Source organism: Veillonella seminalis (assembly GCF_003992065.1).
Taxonomy (GTDB): Bacteria; Bacillota; Negativicutes; order Veillonellales; family Veillonellaceae; genus Veillonella_A; species Veillonella_A seminalis.
Genome location: NZ_RQUZ01000006.1, coordinates 112,578 through 129,334, shown reverse-complemented (window position 1 = coordinate 129,334; position 16,757 = coordinate 112,578). Strand labels below are relative to the sequence as shown.

Sequence of the window (16,757 nt, the reverse complement as noted above, 5' to 3'; positions counted from 1 at the left end):
AATGGCAAGCAAAAGAGGGGACTATCTTTATAGTCCCCTGCAAAAATTATAAACCTTGATCAGCAATGTATTTAGCTAAATCAACGACACGGTTGGAGTAACCCCATTCGTTATCGTACCAGGAAACCACTTTTACCATATTGCCTTCCATTGTCATTGTCAAATCAGCATCTACGATAGAGCTGCGGGAATCACCATTGAAGTCATGGGATACGAGTGGTAAATCAGATACACCTAGGATACCTTTTAATTCACCTTGTGCGGCTTCACGAAGTGCTGCATTGATTTCTTCTTTAGTTGTTTCTACATTGAGTTCGGCTACCAAGTCAGTAATCGAAACGTTTGGTGTAGGTACACGAAGAGCAAAACCGTTCAATTTACCTTTTAATTCAGGCAATACCAAAGCAACAGCTTTAGCGGCACCGGTAGTTGTAGGAATAATGGATAAAGCGGCTGCACGAGCACGACGAAGGTCGCTGTGTGGCGTATCCAAAATGCGTTGGTCATTAGTGTAAGAGTGAACTGTTGTCATCAAACCGCGTTTGATACCGAATTTTTCATTCAATACTTTAGCAAATGGAGCCAAGCAGTTAGTTGTGCAACTTGCATTGGAAATGATGTGGTGGTTCTTAGGATCGTATTTGTCTTGGTTAACACCCATTACAATAGTAATGTCTTCTTCTTTAGCAGGTGCGGAAATGATAACTTTTTTAACAGTACCGCCCAAATGTTGAGCTGCGTCATCACGTTTACGGAAACGACCGGTAGCTTCAACTACGATTTCAACATTTTCAGAAGACCAATCAATATTGGCAGGGTTGCCATCGTGGAATACACGAACTTTTTTACCGTCTACTACAATATATTCACCGTCAACACTAACTTCTTCTTTTAAGTTACCGTGTACGGAATCGTATTTTAATAATAAAGCAGAACCTTCGATATCACCTAAGTCATTAATAGCAACTACTTCTACGTCGGGATTATTAAGAGTTGCACGGAATACACATTTACCAATACGACCAAATCCATTAATACCAATTTTAACTGCCATGATGGTTCCTCCTAGAGTTTTAAAAATTAATACCTAAACAGTTTAAAAAATGATAGTGCTCACGATTTTGATGAAACAATGTATGACTAAAAATAAATCATAAACACTATTGACTAGCTGATTCTTAACAATGCCGCTATTGATTCAGCAGCACTCTCATCAATAATAAGGGTACCTTTACGACAGGCTCGCATCACCCCAATAATAGCTTTGGCTTTACCGGCACCTCCCGCTACGGCGATTACATGCGGTATAGACTCAATATCGGTAAGGGCTATGCCTACGTTATTGGTCGTATATACAATGTTGCCACTAATGTCACAATAGTAGCCCAACGCTTCCCCTACCGCTCGTTTAGAACGTAAAGTAGATCGTTGTGCATCTGTTATGTGCCGTTGTGCCGCCATGTGCAAAGCTTCACCGATGCCAAAGATTAAAATATCGGTTTGTTGAGCCAATTCCATCACTTCTTTGATTTGCGGTTCCATATTCATCAAAATGCTCAGAGCATCCTGCGACAAACCATCAGGTAGATGTAACATTTTGTAGGTACTGCCGATTTTTTCGGCAATAACCGAAGCAATCACATTTGCTTGATATTCTACCCGTTCGCCGATTCCGCCGCGAGCCGGAATAATGGTGGCTTGACATTTTTTTGCCGGCAGAGCATCTGCCATGTTAGCCATCGTACTGCCGCCACTTACAGCTAGGATACTTCCCGAATGCAATACCCCTTGCAACACTTTAGCCGCCTGGAACCCTAACTCTTTCCGTTCCATGTCGGTTTCACCGCCGCCGCTGGTAATAATTACATCATCAATTTGCAAAACTTCTTTGATTTTCTCTTCAAGCTCGCTGATCTTATTGAGCTCGTGCATTGATGAGTTCAATTGCGGCAACAGTTCTTTACCTTCCTCAGTTAATACCATCCCCTGTTGGGTGAAACCGATAAGACCGTTGTCTTTCATGATTTCAACGTGCGATCGTACCACACGTTCCGATAACTTACTGAGATTGGCAAGCATACGTCGCCCGATAGGTTGTGCATAGGAAATATGATTCAGCAATATGTAGCGTTCTTCCACAATTCGCATAAGTTCCGGAGCTATTCTTTGATACACCTCCGATAAATCTTTCATGCTGTACCTCTTTCATCCCGCTGGAGCAAAAATCGTCCCACCGTTGATAAAAAAATATCCTCGCCTATATTCTACCGCATATGGTAGTCTTACGCAAGTCATTTTACAAATTATTGATGAAGAATTCTCATGCATTGAAATCCTCTCAGGCAAAAACATTGTATCGTTGTCTTGAAGAAAGCGCAAAACTATAAGGAAGTCTACTGTCTACCGGCGAACATTCTCGAATAATTTATTTACTTTGCCGACTAAAATTATCTTTAGAATTAACTCGACTTTTTAGGACTGCTTGCCTCTATCGGAAAGCGTCCTTCTCTTCCTTCTCTCTAGACCGCGAAAAGTTACGAAAAATTATTCGGCAAAATTCCCAAATGTATTGAAATCTTTATTAAGGATGAGCGCAATCGCTTTTTTGATATGATAGCTTATTTAATGGCAAAAAGGACTACTCTCTGCAAGGTAAGCCTTAGCTCGAAGAGGTGTGCTTGCCGGTAGAGAGTAGTCCTTCTTGCCTATCAAATCATCAAAAGTTGCGATTGCGCCACGTATATGGATTTCAATATATCATAATTTTGCCGCTAATTTTTTGGCCTCTTCCGCCGTCCTTATTCTCCCCACACTTCCTTAGCGATTGGGAATGCGCCCCATACTTTAGGCCAGCCGGCATAGAAAGCAATATGTGTTAAAATTTCAGCGATTTCATCTTTAGTAATACCGTTTTTCTTACCCATTTCAAAATGAGCTTTCAAGGCATCACTGATTAATCCTTGAGAAACTAACGCTGTAATCGTAATAATGGAACGCTGTTTAGCCGGTAACTCCAAGTCACGACTCCAAACTTCACCGAACAATACATCATCATTTAGATGCGCAAAAGTTGGCGCAAACTCCCCCAACACACGACGACCTGCCGTTTGTTTAGCTACTACTTTACCGGATGTTGTTACCATTGTTTCTTCTGTATTACTCATAACTTGACCACTTCTTTGTGACGAATTTATCATAGATTGATTTGGCTGTGCCGTATCGGCTGCCATAGCTGTAAACATTGTGCTCACTGCAATTGCTGTTATTAAACTTACTTTCTTAAAATTCATGTCATCCCCTCTTTCCCTCAATACCTATTATAATAAAACTTACCTTATATAACTACTTTACACCCTAGAGTTGACTTCAAGTCAATACCTTTTTCTATAAAATAAAGCCTTATAACACACCCCTTTCACTTCATAAAAACAAAAAACTGCCACAGTACTATAACAACTCTGACAGTTTAAACTCATTCTGTATCCTTTATTCTTTATTTTTTATGCTTTATTCAATTGTTATACTCAATTTAATTTTTATGCTATATTTCCCCTTCCCTCCACGATGACGATCACGACCAATTGGCCGCTATTGTAATTTGCTGAAATATGACCATTGAAAAACGGATATCGTTAATTTGAGATGATAGCATAAAGTGAAATAAGGGCAAGTACTATCTGTAAGGTAAGCCTTAGCACGAAGTGGTGTGCTTGCCGTCAGATAGTACTCGCCCTTATCTTAATTTTTATTTAATTAACGATATCCGCTTTTCAATATGAGTTTCTATAAATTAGATTAGCGGCCAATTAGTCGCGATCTACATCCCATTCAATAGTCGCACCGGAAGCAGCATCGATTTCGAATTCGTATTCAACGCCATTGTAGAAGATTTTGCCTTCATATACTTTACGGCCGTTTTCAATGTCAGGATGAACTTTATATACATGAGTTGCGTTAGCACCCGGTACTTTTGCCAAAGCAATGGCAGTTGCCTGTTCCATAGAAATTTCGGAGTTTGCCTGTGCTAAGCCAAAGCTGCCCGCAGCAATTAAAGATACGGCTAATACTTTTAAAGATTTGTTTAATTTCATAGTCTACCTCATTTCATTATACATAAAATATTTTTTCTGTTTTTTCTTAAGCTGTTATTTATTTTCTATTAATTTACAGCTTATATATTTATTATATTCGATATAGTTTATTTTGTCTATTGCTAAAAACAGAGTATATATATCAACTATGAAATATAAAAGCTAAACACATTATCTGAAATATCAGCTAAAATATTGCCGCAGCCGGAAGTCTTCAGATTACAGTATTTCCAAATTATAGTAACTTTTAACAAAAAATGGCTTGAAGCATATTGCTCCAAGCCATTTATTATTTACCGTAAACAGCTTATCAGTGTGTAAAGTGTAACACACTACCTTGTCTTATTTGCTTTATAGGACTATGTAGTGTAGGACTATTTAGTACCGAAAATACGGTCGCCCGCATCACCGAGACCAGGTAAGATATAGCCGTGTTCGTTCAAGTCTTCATCAAGCGCCGCTACATAAATGCGCACATCAGGATGTTCCTTATTAACAGCTTCAACGCCTTGCGGTGCTGCTACCAAACACATAAGCTGAATATCACGAGCACCTTTTTCTTTTAAAAGGGTAATCGCTGCAGATGCACTACCGCCGGTAGCCAACATAGGGTCTGTCACGATAATACGACGATCGGACAAATCGGATGGTAATTTGCAGTAGTATTCAACCGGTTTTAACGTCTCAGGATCGCGGTATAAACCGACATGACCTACTTTAGCCATTGGCATTAATTCTAACAAACCGCTAACCATACCGAGACCGGCACGTAAAATCGGAATGATGCCCAATTTTTTACCAGCAATTTGTTTACCGATAGCTTTTACCAACGGAGTCTGCACTTCCACATCTTCCAACGGTAAATCACGCGTAATTTCATACCCCATCAAAAGTGTAATTTCTTCCAATAATTCGCGAAAATCTTTAGAACCTGTTTCAACGTTACGGATCAAGGTTACTTTATGTTGAATCAACGGATGAGTCATTACATTAACATTCATAAATACTTTGCCTCCTTAAGTCTGACAATTCTGTGCCTCAATAAGGCATGTTATGAAAACTCTCTCAAACGGATGTATTAAAGATTAGGATACATAGGATATTTTTCACAAAGAGCTGCTACACGTTTAGCCGCTTCTTCGTGTTTAGCTTTATCTTCGGAGTTTTTAAGAACTAAAGAAATAATGGATGCAATTTCTTCCATATCCGCTTCTTTTAAGCCGCGGGTTGTCAACGCAGGTGTACCGAGACGGATACCGCTGGTTACGAATGGGCTTTCAGGATCGAACGGAATTGTATTTTTATTGCAAGTGATGCCTACTTCATCAAGTAAGAATTCAGCCACTTTACCGGTCAAACCGCAGCTGCGAACGTCAACGAGCATTACGTGAGTATCGGTACCGCCGGACACAATTTTAAAGCCTTCTTTTTGAAGAGCTGCTGCCAACACTTTAGCATTGGTTACAACTTGTTTGGCATATTCTTTAAATTCAGGTTTTAAAGCTTCACCGAAAGCAACCGCTTTAGCAGCAATTACATGCATCAAAGGACCACCTTGGATGCCAGGGAAAATTGCTTTATCAATGGCTTTGGCATATTGTTCTTTGCAAAGAATCATACCGCCGCGAGGTCCGCGCAAAGTTTTATGCGTAGTCGTAGTTACAACATCGGCATATTCCACTGGGTTTGGATGTAAACCGGCTGCTACAAGACCTGCGAAGTGAGCCATATCTACCATGAAAATAGCGCCTACTTCATGAGCAATGTCAGCCATTTTTTTGAAATCGATAATACGAGAGTATGCACTACCGCCGCCGATAATCAACTTAGGTTTATTTTCCACAGCGATTTTGTGCATTTCGTCATAATCAATTTCTTGAGTTTCCGCATTAACACCGTAAGGAATAACATTGAAATATGTACCCGAAACGTTAACCGGAGATCCGTGAGTTAAATGACCGCCATGCGACAAATTCATGCCCATGATAGTGTCGCCCGGTTTTAAAAGGGCAAAATAAACACCGAAGTTAGCCTGCGAGCCGGAATGAGGCTGCACATTAACATGTTCAGCACCGAATAATTTCTTAGCACGTTCAATAGCTAACGTTTCCACCATATCTACATATTCACAGCCACCATAATAGCGCTTTCCGGAATAACCTTCCGCATATTTATTAGTCAATACACTGCCCTGTGCTTCCATAACCGCCTCGGATACGAAGTTTTCAGATGCAATCATTTCTAATTTATTGCGTTGACGGTTTAACTCTAAATCAATCATGTTTTTTAATTCCGGATCTTGACTCTTAAGAATGCTCATAGCATTACCTCCTACACACTCAAATCATAGTGCCTATGAAATACAAGCTGTCCCCCAAATTATATGGACTAAGCCTCCAGTTCGGCTATTTTGGTGACACGTCGTTCATGACGGCCGCCTTCGAATTCGGTAGCTAGCCAAATTTTAACAATATCGCCAGCTAACCCGGGTCCGATAACACGTTCGCCCATCGTTAAGATATTGGCGTTATTGTGTTCCCGTGAAGCATGTGCTGAAAATGTATCATGGCAAAGTGCAGCACGAATACCCGCGATTTTATTGGCAGCAATGCCAATACCAATGCCGGTTCCGCAAATCAAAATGCCGCGATCATATTCACCTGCAGCTACCGCTTTGGCCACAGGTTCGGCGATATCCGGATAATCTACGGAATCCTCCGAATCGGTACCAAAATCAGTATAGGCTACATTCAATTCATCAAGCAGCGCTTTAATCGTCGCTTTTAAATGAACGCCGCCATGGTCGGCGCCAATGGCTACTTTCATCCTATCCCTCCTAATCGGTATCCATTAAATATAAACATCTCTACCCTATTTTACTATGTCATATAAAATCAAGCAATGACAATTGTACGTAATATAGAGATATTATTAAAATTAACAACCAATCAAGAATCGTTCATCCGCACTATAGCATGACCACAAGCATGAGTCTTAGAATTAATTATTATTTATTGTTGTTCCGTTTATTTTTTATTTCTGATTTAATCTGAATTAACCCTACTGAATCCTAATTAATCCTATTGAGTCTGAATTATTCTTTTTAAATCCGAATTCATCTGATTCAGTCTAATTTAGCCAAACCTTTAGCCAAAAGATCTTTAATCTGTGCGGCACAAGCATCATATTCTTCCTGAGTGCCGCCAAACGGATCCGCCACGTCTTCGTTAGTGCCGGCCCATTCACCAAGCGTCATAATCTTATCGCTCATTTCAGGGAATTGACGAAGTAATACTTTTTTATGATCTGTAGCTAAACCGATAATCAAATCGGCTGCCTCCATAAGGGATTTATTCAGCGCACGCGATTGATGTGCCGAAATATCGGCTACATCTTTAACCGCTTCAATCGCCTGTGGCGATACGCGACCGCCCGGTGCCGTAAATAAGCCGGCCGATAATGTAACTACATCTTTATGGGCTTCAGCCGCCATAGCTTTCAACATACCTTCCGTCATAGGGCTGCGACAAGTATTGCCGGTACATACAAATAATATGTTCATACTCTTACCTCTTTTCTGCCTTTTATTTTTTCTCAGCCGCAAAGAATTCATCAACTATACCAAGATGACAGAATACTTTCCGGTTAAGTTCTTTTTATTCTATAGGTTACGGTTCACCCGTTACGCTTACGGTTTACCTGTTACTCTCACGATTTTTTGAGCGCTCGCTTTTGCCATACGATTCATAATGGCACGCCCCAGTCCCTGCATCGGTACACCGGTGGCAAAAATATGGGTAACCCCCGCTTTATTAAACGCTAATAAAGACGAATATAAATTATGGGCCAAACCGCGATAATCAGCCGCATTACCGTAAATTACATATTCAAACGGCACATCCGATGATGAAAGATATATATCAAGGAATTGTGCCACTTCATCGCTCATAAGAAATCCGAATCGAAGCGGTTTATCATGAGGTTCCGCTTTAATGGCTTCCATGGCATCAATCATAGCTTGACTTACCAAACGCGGTGCCCCCACATAGGTAGTCATATCTCCATCCGGAGAATAGTGCTTATATTTCATGCCCGGAGCCTTCGGTGCCACATCGGGTGCACTCAAAGCTTCATCATAATTAACCGTGCTGACTACACGTTTTAACATAGCATCGGTAATCCCACCGGGTCTCAAGATAGTAACCGAATCATCACCGCATTCCACAATGGTAGATTCAACACCGACATCACAAGGACCTGCATCGGCAATCGCTTCAATACGTCCTTTCATGTCGTGTAACACGGCATCCGCCGTTGTCGGGCTGGGACGACCGGAAATATTGGCACTCGGTGCCGCTACCGGTACTCCAGCCGCTTTTAAAATAGCGCGACAAATGTCATGTGCAGGGCAGCGAATAGCTACGCTGTCCAGTCCGCCCGTTGCACGCATAGGCACCTTGTCGGATTTTGGCATGATAATCGTCAACGGTCCCGGCCAAAAGGCATCCATCAATTTTTGTGCCGTTAGCGGAATAGCTGTTACCAACGGTTTTACCGCTTCCTGATCCGGCACATGCAAAATTAACGGATTATCCGAAGGGCGACCTTTAGCTTCATAAATACGACTCATAGCCTCTTCATCAAAACCGTTAGCCCCCAAACCATATACGGTTTCCGTAGGGATTGCCACCAATTGACCGTCACGCAAGCGTGCACCCAACTCAGCAATCGCTGAATCTTCCAAATGTTTATATACTTTAGTTTCTATGGCCATTATCATCACCTGTTTTCTGCCAACGTAAGACCCGTACGATCCCGCCTAAATCTTTTTGTGCCATTACTTCACTATAGACACCCACGGATTTGGCAATATCTGTTACTGCTTCGGCTTGATCATACCCAATCTCAACCGCCAAATAACCGCCTGTTTTCAAATATTTAGGTGCTTCCGCCAATAACCGGCGATAAAAATCCAAGCCGTCGACACCGCCGTCCAAAGCGATGACCGGTTCATGCTGCACTTCCGGCTCTAATGTTAAAATCTCTTCACTCGGAATATACGGCGGATTGGATACGATTAAATCAAAGGTATTTTCATAAACCGTATCACCACTCAAAGCACTTAATAAATCGGAATAACACAGCTTAGCTCGCTCCGTTAACTCTAATTGTTCCCGATTTTTAACAGCCACGGCTAAGGCTTCCTTGCTGATATCCAAACCCAGCCCCATTGCTTGCGGCAAATAATGAAGCAAGCTGTACAAGATAGTCCCCGGCCCGGTGCATACATCAAGAATATAAGGGGCGCTGTCTTTGTCAAAAACAGTTAAAATATCTTCCACCAATGTTTCCGTATCGGGACGCGGAATTAATACATCTTTCGATACAATAAACGGTAACCCCATGAATTCTTTTTTGCCGATAATGGCAGCCACACTATAGCCCTTAGCGCGTTCAAGCACCAAAGGACGGTACGCATCAAGTTCCTGTTTATTCAAAGGCTCATCATAGTGTGTGTATAAGTAAATTCGATCTTTCCCCAATATATGAGAAAGCAGCACTTCCCCATCAAGGCGACTTGCGCCTTTGTCGAGAAAATACTGCTCTGTCCATTGGAGCAAGCGACCGATAGTCCACAGCTCCTTAGGCATTTTGATCGGCCTCCTGCATTTTGGCGGCCTGATCCGCTGCAATCAAAGCTTGAATCAATTCGTCCAAATCGCCATTAAGTACGGCATCCAATTTGTAGAGCGTTAAATTAATGCGATGGTCGGTTACACGACCTTGCGGATAGTTATAAGTACGAATACGTTCACTGCGATCGCCCGTACCAACCTGACTCTTACGGTCGGCTGCCACGCTGGCAGCCGCTTCCTGTTCGGCTTTATCTTGCAATTTAGCACGTAAAACGCGCATTGCCTTATCTTTATTTTTTAACTGAGACCGTTCATCCTGACAAGCAACTACGATGCCCGTCGGTTTATGCGTAATACGCACGGCCGATTCGGTACGGTTAACGTGCTGACCGCCGGCACCGCTGGCACAATAAGTATCAATCTGAAGATCTTTATCATTAATTTCAATATCAACATCTTCCGCTTCCGGCAATACGGCCACGGTAACGGTAGAGGTATGAATACGACCGGATGATTCAGTTTCCGGTACGCGTTGTACGCGGTGTACACCGCTTTCAAACTTCAATTTGGAATAAGCGCTGTTACCGTCAACGGAGAACACCACTTCTTTAAAACCACCTAATTCAGGTGCGTTGGCATCGATAATTTCACAACGCCAGCCCTGTGCTTCCGCATATTTGGTGTACATACGGAATAAATCGCCGGCAAACAAAGCTGCTTCATCACCGCCGGCACCGCCGCGAATTTCCACGATAACATTCTTTTCATCATTAGGATCTTTTGGCAAGAGCAAAATATGAAGCTGTTCTTCCAACACTTCTTTACGCTCTTTTAATTCTTTTAATTCTTCCTGTGCCATTTCACGGAATTCTTCGTCAAGGCTTTTATCTTCCACGACTTCCAACGCTTCGTCAAGACCGGCAAGTACTTGTTTGTATTCTCTGAATGTATTAACGGTTTCCGTAAGCGAAGCATGCTGACGCGTTAATTTCTGCCATTCCTGCTGACGGGCAATCACTTCAGGGTCACTGATGCGTTGCTCCAAATCCATAAATTTATCTTCAATAACTTGTAATTTATCTACTAAAACCATGAAACGGGTACCCCTTTCAAACTAATATTCGACGACACTACAGAACTGCTGTAACAGACTTTAATATTTCGTTCGGCACAGCTAAGATTCATAAGCGTCTTCTTCAGCAGGCCGTACCGTTTCCAAAGCTCGAATGGCCACTTCAATTTGGTCGTCATCCGGTTCACGCGTTGTCATGTACTGCAACCACAAACCGGGCGTAATTAATGCCTTAACGATTACACTTTCACTGCGTCCGGCCAAGCGGATCATTTCATAGGCAATACCGGCTACTACCGGCATCAAAAGGACACGCGAAACAATGCGTTCCCATAAGCTCGGCCAACCTAAAAAAGCGAATACAAAAATACTCGTTACCATAACAATCAATAAAAAGTTAGTACCGCAACGGGCATGTAAACGGGAATGTTGACGCACATTTTCAACCGTCAAAGGCACATCACTTTCATAAGTATGAATCGTTTTATGTTCCGCTCCGTGATATTGGAATACACGGCGAATATCTTTGGTTTGGCCGATAGCCCAAATGTAAAGCAAAAATAAAAGAAGGCGTATCGCCCCTTCTACCAAATTTAATACAAAATGGTTATCGCCGATTCCGGGAATCCATTTAGCTGCATAGGTGGGCAATGCCAAAAATAAAGCGATTGCCATAACCGTAGAGAATACCATGGTAAGAGCAATTTCTTTATTTGACATAGTTTCCTCTTCTTCACCGGCCGCTTTGGCCGAAAAAGAAAGAGCACTCATGCCGATAACCAAAGACTCATAAAGAGCCACACAACCTCGTAACAAAGGTTTCTTTAAAATAGGATACTTTTCGCTGATCGAAGTCGTCGGCTTTGTATCCACTACTATTTGGCCACCCGGTTCACGAACCGCCGTGGCTGTATATTTAGGGCCGCGCATCATCACACCTTCAATGACTGCTTGGCCGCCTACAAACTTTTTAACTCGCTTCGTTTCCAATGCGTCTCCTCTCTCAAACAAATATAGGCAGAGCCGAGGCTCTGCCGTATTATTTGTATAGCTAGACTACAGTAATTATTTACCGTAACGCTTGTTGAATTGTTCGATACGACCGCGAGCCTGAGCAGTACGTTGCTGGCCTGTGAAGAACGGATGGCATTTGGAACATACGTCTACACGAAGGTCGCTTTTAACGGAACCAGTTTTAAACGTATTGCCACAACCGCAAGTTACGGTAGCTTCACCATAATTAGGATGAATTCCTTCTTTCATTCTATACACCTCTTTCCACTGTCCAAAACTATGCTTATTGATTATATCATGGACAATCACTTAATGCAACTTATTAACATAAAATCGTAAAATTTTTCCTTACTCGTCGGCACTGTCCTTTTCAGCTGCTTTTTCGGCCGCTTTCGCAGCCTGACGTTCAGCTACGGATTCTTCGTAAGCCGCTTCCAAATCCACTTCATTCAATAAATCACGAAGAGCCGTGATTTCTTCAAGAGATAAGGTAATCCCTTTAGTCATACCGTTATATTCACTATCCCAGGAACGAAGGTCGAATTTAGGATTATAACGACCCCAACTGGTGCAAGTAAGCTGTTTTTTCCACCCATCTTTATTCTCAGATAAGGTGCCCAATACTTTATATATTTCAAAATTTACAACTGCCATGTCTTACCTCCTTATCTAACTTTATACTTTATCCCACTTAGACTTTCTTGTCAATCACTCTCACTTGGATTTGGCACAATTTCTTTGGCAATCGCTTCGATCTCAGCCTGCCAATCCGCATCAGCTTTGGCTAAAGCAGCTTTACGAGCCGCACGGGCCGTTTCAAAGCGATCAGCTAATTCTGCCAACGGTTCTTCTTTAATGATATTGCGACGAACGCTGCCCATCAATTGCAACAACGCTTGCGGCCTCAACGCCATCTGCGCCAATTTAGTCAATACAGTTTCGCCTTGCTGACTGCGGAAATACGTGTACCAAATATACGCGGCTTGCGGATTGGTAAACATCCAATATGCCTTTTCTTCATTGGCCGCTTCACTTTGTTCCATAAGTTCCGCATACGCATCTTCGTCCAAGGTCTCGCCTGCTTTATGGCCATCATGTTCAACCAGTTTTAATTGAACTTCGGTTCCCTGACGTTCCAATTCTAAACGAGTCGATTCAAACGCATCAAATACTTTTTGGACATATAAAGGCACTTTCGGATCTTTCGAAGTAAAGCCGTCTTCACCTAATGTAGGCAATTGTGCTTTCATAGCCGGTTCCACACCGCAGAGTGATAAAGCATACTGTACCATGGAGAATGTATCCATAGAAGCCATTACTTCATGTGGGAGCGCTATAAACGGTGTTGAGCGCCATGTTTCCCCCATCACTTCGCGAATTTCCAAGGCTACTTTTTTAACCGAATAATTCGTGTACACAAATTCATAGGTTCCGAGCGGTGCCCATTCACGAATAGCCTGCAAACGAGGTTGCAATAACATGTATTGAACCGCCATACGATTCATCCCCACCTGATCCTGAATGGTGCTGATAGGAATAAAATAATGAGCCGTACCGAGTTCTGTAATATTTCCTACCCGATTAGCCAATTCTTGCATAATATGTACCGGAGCACGGAATAAACCAGTAGACGCCGCTACTATGTGGTCAAAAATAACATCTTCCGGCCATTCATCGATAACCGGTGCCAATGGATATAATTGTTTAAAGAGATTATAACAAGTTTCGGATGACGTATATAACAATAAACGTTCAGCCGGAATCGCCTGCAAGATATCTTCGGCCAAAGCCGCATACTCTTCAATATTGGCAAAAAGGATAATACCTTCTGACGTTTTATGAAATTCAATAATTTCCTTGAACGGCAAACGCCATTGTTCACCGGCCGCAATACCTTCCACATAGCCTGTTTCCGTAATGAAATCCATTACTTCTACCGCAAAAGAAGGGCCGTATACAGTTTCAAAACCTGCTTGGTCATAAGGCAGTTCACCGAATGTTGCCACCGTACTTTGCTCAGCCAATTCGTATAACTTATCGCCGGTAATTCCCCACTGGCGTACTTCGGAGCTGGCCTGTAACATTTGATCCAATACGCGAAAACGCAATAATTCTGTCACTACCGCACTGCCGGTAACACCGATTGCTTTAAATTTTTTAATAATTGATTGCATTGCTTCGTTCATCTTATGCCTCCTTACCGGCTGACGGACAAATATGAGCTAACGGACATTCACCGCATAGCGGCTTTCTGGCCTTACAAATCTTACGGCCGTGCCAAATCAACCAATGATGAGCCGCACTCCATTTCTCCATGGGAATTGCTTTTTTTAGTTTTTCTTCCACCTCTTCCGGTGTCTTACCTTTTGCCAAACCTAAGCGATTCGACACGCGGAATACATGCGTATCTACGGCAATAGCCGGTGTATCAAACAACACAGATATCAGTACATTGGCGGTCTTACGGCCGACACCGGGCAATTGTACCAATTTATCAAACTCGGACGGTACTTCACCGCCGTAAGTATTGACAAGAAGATCACATGTCTTTATTAAATTAGCCGCCTTGGCTCGATACAAGCCGCAGTCGCGGATCAACACTTCCAGTTTGGCCGTACCCAACGCCAACATATCCGCCGGATCGCTATATGTCGGGAACAGGCGTGCCGTAATGATATTAACCCGTTCATCCGTACATTGAGCCGATAACACAACCGCTACCAGCAGTTCAAACGGACTGTTATAATGCAGGGCCGGTTTAGCATCTTTATATACGGTTTCCAGAATTGCAATCTGTTCCGCCTTAATTGCTTTTGTTACACGCATTATGTCTTCTATGCTCCATTTTATCTATAAATCTAAAGCAGAATATTCTCTAAATCTATATTAGAATACTCATTCAAAATAGTTCTGTCGTATGCATTCAATTATATCACTACTCATTATGTAACAGCAAACGGCTTGACCAATATGCTATAATGAATATAAATAATATCTTAATTGAGAATTTTATAAAAATAAATAATTCATATGGAGGAATGTATGGAAATAAATGACGTTTTAAAGCGTATCAACGAATTAGCCCACAAGAAAAAATCAGGTCAGGAATTAACTGAAGCCGAATTGGTTGAAAAAAAAGAATTATATCGTATCTACTTGGATTTCATTCGCGGCCAGGTTCAATCACAAATGGATCGAGTGTCCTTCGTTGATGAAAAAGGTAATATTACCAGTGCCAAAGATATTGCAGCCGCCAATAAAGCAAAGATCAATAAATTAAGCTAAGCAACAATACATTAAACACATAAAAATAAAATCCGGTGAGCACCTTGTGTTCACCGGATTTTTTACATTTTATAAATGACCTAAGCGGTGCATTACATTGTACACGGTTTTAGCCAAACCATGCATTTGTTTTTTAGGAATACTGCAGGCGGCAATACGCACACCATGTTTCAAAGGAATTACATACACATGTTCTTTGGTAAGTTCTTCTACGATTTCTTTGGCATGTTCTGTCGGAATCGTTAAGAAGAAACCGCCGCAATAAGGTAAACATGGTAAGCCCAATTCTTTAGCTTCTTCAGTGAAGATACGGGCACGTTCTTGGATAAGCTCACAATATTCGGCACGCTCTGTTTCATGAGCAGCCAATTTTGCCGGATCAGATACAATATTAGCCATCGTGCGCATAGCCGGACGACAAATATTGGACCAAGTAGCACGAGATGTTAAAGCATTAATTTCTTTAAATTCCGCATCAACATCGGCATCTGATGTAATACCGATCATAGCCCCTACGCGCTGACCGTATAAAGTAAAGCCTTTAGACAAACTGTAGCAAACTACGACAAAAATTTCTTTCGGCAATTGACTGAATTTTTTGAAGAAACGACGTACAGTCTGTTTTTCACCGGAGTAATCAATGTAGGCTACGTCACAGGCGATGATAAATTTATTTTTACCGTTAGCAACTAATTCTTTGGTAAATGCAATTACCTTATCCCAATCTTCATCAGTCAAGCTGAAACCGGTAGGATTGTTGCCCGGTGTGTTGAAAATAGTTACTACGTTTTCCTGTTTAGCCGCTACTTCCAATACTTTAGCTTTGAAGCCTTCAAAGTTAAATTTTAACTCTGCATCGAATAACGGATAGGTTTCCAAATGGCGATGATTGTCACCGCAAATTTGTTCATACGCGCCCCAGTACCAATCGGCCGTCAATACGATATCTTCCGGATTGGTGTAATTATGCACCAAATGATGAACCCCACCGGTACCGCCGGCAGTTGCTACCGCCGATAAAAATGCGTCCGGTCTGGATTCGCCGAAGCATTCGCTTTTAGCGGCTTCCAAGAATTCAGGTAAACCCGCAATCGGTGCATACGCCACATATTCATTGCGTGGCAAGTTTAAATATTCTTTTTCTACAGCTTTCAGAAAGACAATATTACCTTGTTCATCCATAATGGATCCCAAAGTACCGTTAAGCACATTTTCTTTGCCATTCAATTTCGCGTCTTCCTGTGCGCGTGCATTCATGACAAAAATATTATCTTTCGCTTTTTTACCCCTTGCGTGTGTTGCTGCCATACTCATAGTCATAACCGACACCATCCCATCTGATATTAATCAATTCCTTACTTAATAATAACGGAAAAAAAAGCCCGTTACAAGAGTAAGAGCTCAAAAAATGCCAAAATTATGATGTTTTTTGATAAGAATATTGTATACAATATAGGCTATGCGTAATTCATGTTTATCATGCAAGATAGACTGTACTAAAGTGCATACCAACTGCACTATATTGATTTATATAAATATAAAAGCCCCACAAATATCGTTCCCAAGAAAGGATATTTGTGGGGCTATATTACTTATAATTATGTACGCTAATCACGAGTTAAAATGACTTTTGAGAAAACCGTTTCTCCTCATCGATTA

The 16,757-nt window shown here is 41.8% G+C and carries 18 protein-coding genes; 1 reads left to right on the top strand and 17 read right to left on the bottom strand.

Translation table 11 applies throughout. The features are described 5' to 3' along the window. Nucleotides 1–46: 46 nt before the first annotated feature. From gap to nth, 16 genes are all read right to left on the bottom strand, one after another. Nucleotides 47–1,054: a type I glyceraldehyde-3-phosphate dehydrogenase gene (gene gap, locus EO126_RS05495; RefSeq protein WP_006554917.1), complete on the bottom strand. Its 1,008-nt coding sequence runs from the start codon at nt 1,052–1,054 to the stop codon at nt 47–49. A 113-nt stretch (nt 1,055–1,167) separates the two neighbouring features. Next, on the bottom strand, nt 1,168–2,193 hold the full coding sequence (locus EO126_RS05490) for a sugar-binding transcriptional regulator (RefSeq protein WP_006554918.1): 1,026 nt from the start codon (nt 2,191–2,193) through the stop codon (nt 1,168–1,170). A gap of 605 nt (nt 2,194–2,798) precedes the next feature. Then, entirely contained in the window at nt 2,799–3,290 is a 492-nt protein-coding gene (locus tag EO126_RS05485) for a carboxymuconolactone decarboxylase family protein (RefSeq protein ID WP_006554919.1), read from the bottom strand. Nucleotides 3,291–3,806: 516 nt separating this feature from the next. Beyond that, on the bottom strand, nt 3,807–4,091 hold the full coding sequence (locus tag EO126_RS05480) for a PepSY domain-containing protein (RefSeq protein ID WP_006554920.1): 285 nt from the start codon (nt 4,089–4,091) through the stop codon (nt 3,807–3,809). 374 nt (nt 4,092–4,465) lie between these two features. Continuing rightward, entirely contained in the window at nt 4,466–5,092 is a 627-nt protein-coding gene (upp, locus tag EO126_RS05475) for a uracil phosphoribosyltransferase (protein WP_006554921.1), read from the bottom strand. 77 nt (nt 5,093–5,169) lie between these two features. Beyond that, on the bottom strand, nt 5,170–6,411 hold the full coding sequence (glyA, locus tag EO126_RS05470) for a serine hydroxymethyltransferase (RefSeq protein WP_006554922.1): 1,242 nt from the start codon (nt 6,409–6,411) through the stop codon (nt 5,170–5,172). A 68-nt stretch (nt 6,412–6,479) separates the two neighbouring features. Next, on the bottom strand, nt 6,480–6,917 hold the full coding sequence (rpiB, locus tag EO126_RS05465) for a ribose 5-phosphate isomerase B (protein ID WP_006554923.1): 438 nt from the start codon (nt 6,915–6,917) through the stop codon (nt 6,480–6,482). 298 nt (nt 6,918–7,215) lie between these two features. Then, nucleotides 7,216–7,653, bottom strand: coding sequence for a low molecular weight protein arginine phosphatase (locus EO126_RS05460; protein ID WP_006554924.1), 438 nt, complete (start codon nt 7,651–7,653; stop codon nt 7,216–7,218). 126 nt (nt 7,654–7,779) lie between these two features. Beyond that, nucleotides 7,780–8,865, bottom strand: a complete 1,086-nt coding sequence (locus EO126_RS05455; protein ID WP_006554925.1) for an L-threonylcarbamoyladenylate synthase — start codon at nt 8,863–8,865, stop codon at nt 7,780–7,782. Next, complete coding sequence (gene prmC / locus EO126_RS05450; protein WP_127007894.1) at nt 8,849–9,742, bottom strand: peptide chain release factor N(5)-glutamine methyltransferase; 894 nt, start codon at nt 9,740–9,742, stop codon at nt 8,849–8,851. The genes EO126_RS05455 and prmC overlap by 17 nt, the downstream gene beginning before the upstream one ends. Further along, nucleotides 9,735–10,820, bottom strand: coding sequence for a peptide chain release factor 1 (prfA, locus tag EO126_RS05445; protein WP_006554927.1), 1,086 nt, complete (start codon nt 10,818–10,820; stop codon nt 9,735–9,737). Before prfA ends, prmC begins: the two co-directional genes overlap by 8 nt. An 81-nt stretch (nt 10,821–10,901) precedes the next feature. Further along, on the bottom strand, nt 10,902–11,732 hold the full coding sequence (locus tag EO126_RS05440; RefSeq protein WP_414162538.1) for a DUF1385 domain-containing protein: 831 nt from the start codon (nt 11,730–11,732) through the stop codon (nt 10,902–10,904). A gap of 132 nt (nt 11,733–11,864) precedes the next feature. Further along, complete coding sequence (gene rpmE, locus EO126_RS05435) at nt 11,865–12,062, bottom strand: 50S ribosomal protein L31 (RefSeq protein ID WP_006554929.1); 198 nt, start codon at nt 12,060–12,062, stop codon at nt 11,865–11,867. 99 nt (nt 12,063–12,161) lie between these two features. Then, the gene (locus EO126_RS05430) at nt 12,162–12,467 is read right to left on the bottom strand and encodes a YdbC family protein (RefSeq protein ID WP_006554930.1); all 306 of its coding nucleotides are present in this window, start codon (nt 12,465–12,467) and stop codon (nt 12,162–12,164) included. 50 nt (nt 12,468–12,517) lie between these two features. Beyond that, nucleotides 12,518–13,999 carry a hypothetical protein gene (locus tag EO126_RS05425; protein WP_006554931.1) on the bottom strand — a complete coding sequence of 494 codons (1,482 nt, stop codon included), beginning with the start codon at nt 13,997–13,999 and terminating at the stop codon, nt 12,518–12,520. Between the two features lies 1 nt (nt 14,000). Next, nucleotides 14,001–14,639, bottom strand: coding sequence for an endonuclease III (nth, locus tag EO126_RS05420; protein ID WP_006554932.1), 639 nt, complete (start codon nt 14,637–14,639; stop codon nt 14,001–14,003). A 216-nt stretch (nt 14,640–14,855) separates the two neighbouring features. On the opposite strand from nth, the gene EO126_RS05415 reads away from it, so the two are divergent. Further along, a complete protein-coding gene (locus EO126_RS05415) occupies nt 14,856–15,098 on the top strand; it encodes a DUF896 domain-containing protein (protein WP_006554933.1) in 243 nt (80 codons plus the stop codon). A 69-nt stretch (nt 15,099–15,167) separates the two neighbouring features. On the opposite strand, the gene EO126_RS05410 is transcribed toward EO126_RS05415, so the two are convergent. After that, nucleotides 15,168–16,418 carry an aminotransferase class I/II-fold pyridoxal phosphate-dependent enzyme gene (locus EO126_RS05410; protein ID WP_006554934.1) on the bottom strand — a complete coding sequence of 417 codons (1,251 nt, stop codon included), beginning with the start codon at nt 16,416–16,418 and terminating at the stop codon, nt 15,168–15,170. Nucleotides 16,419–16,757: the final 339 nt, after the last annotated feature.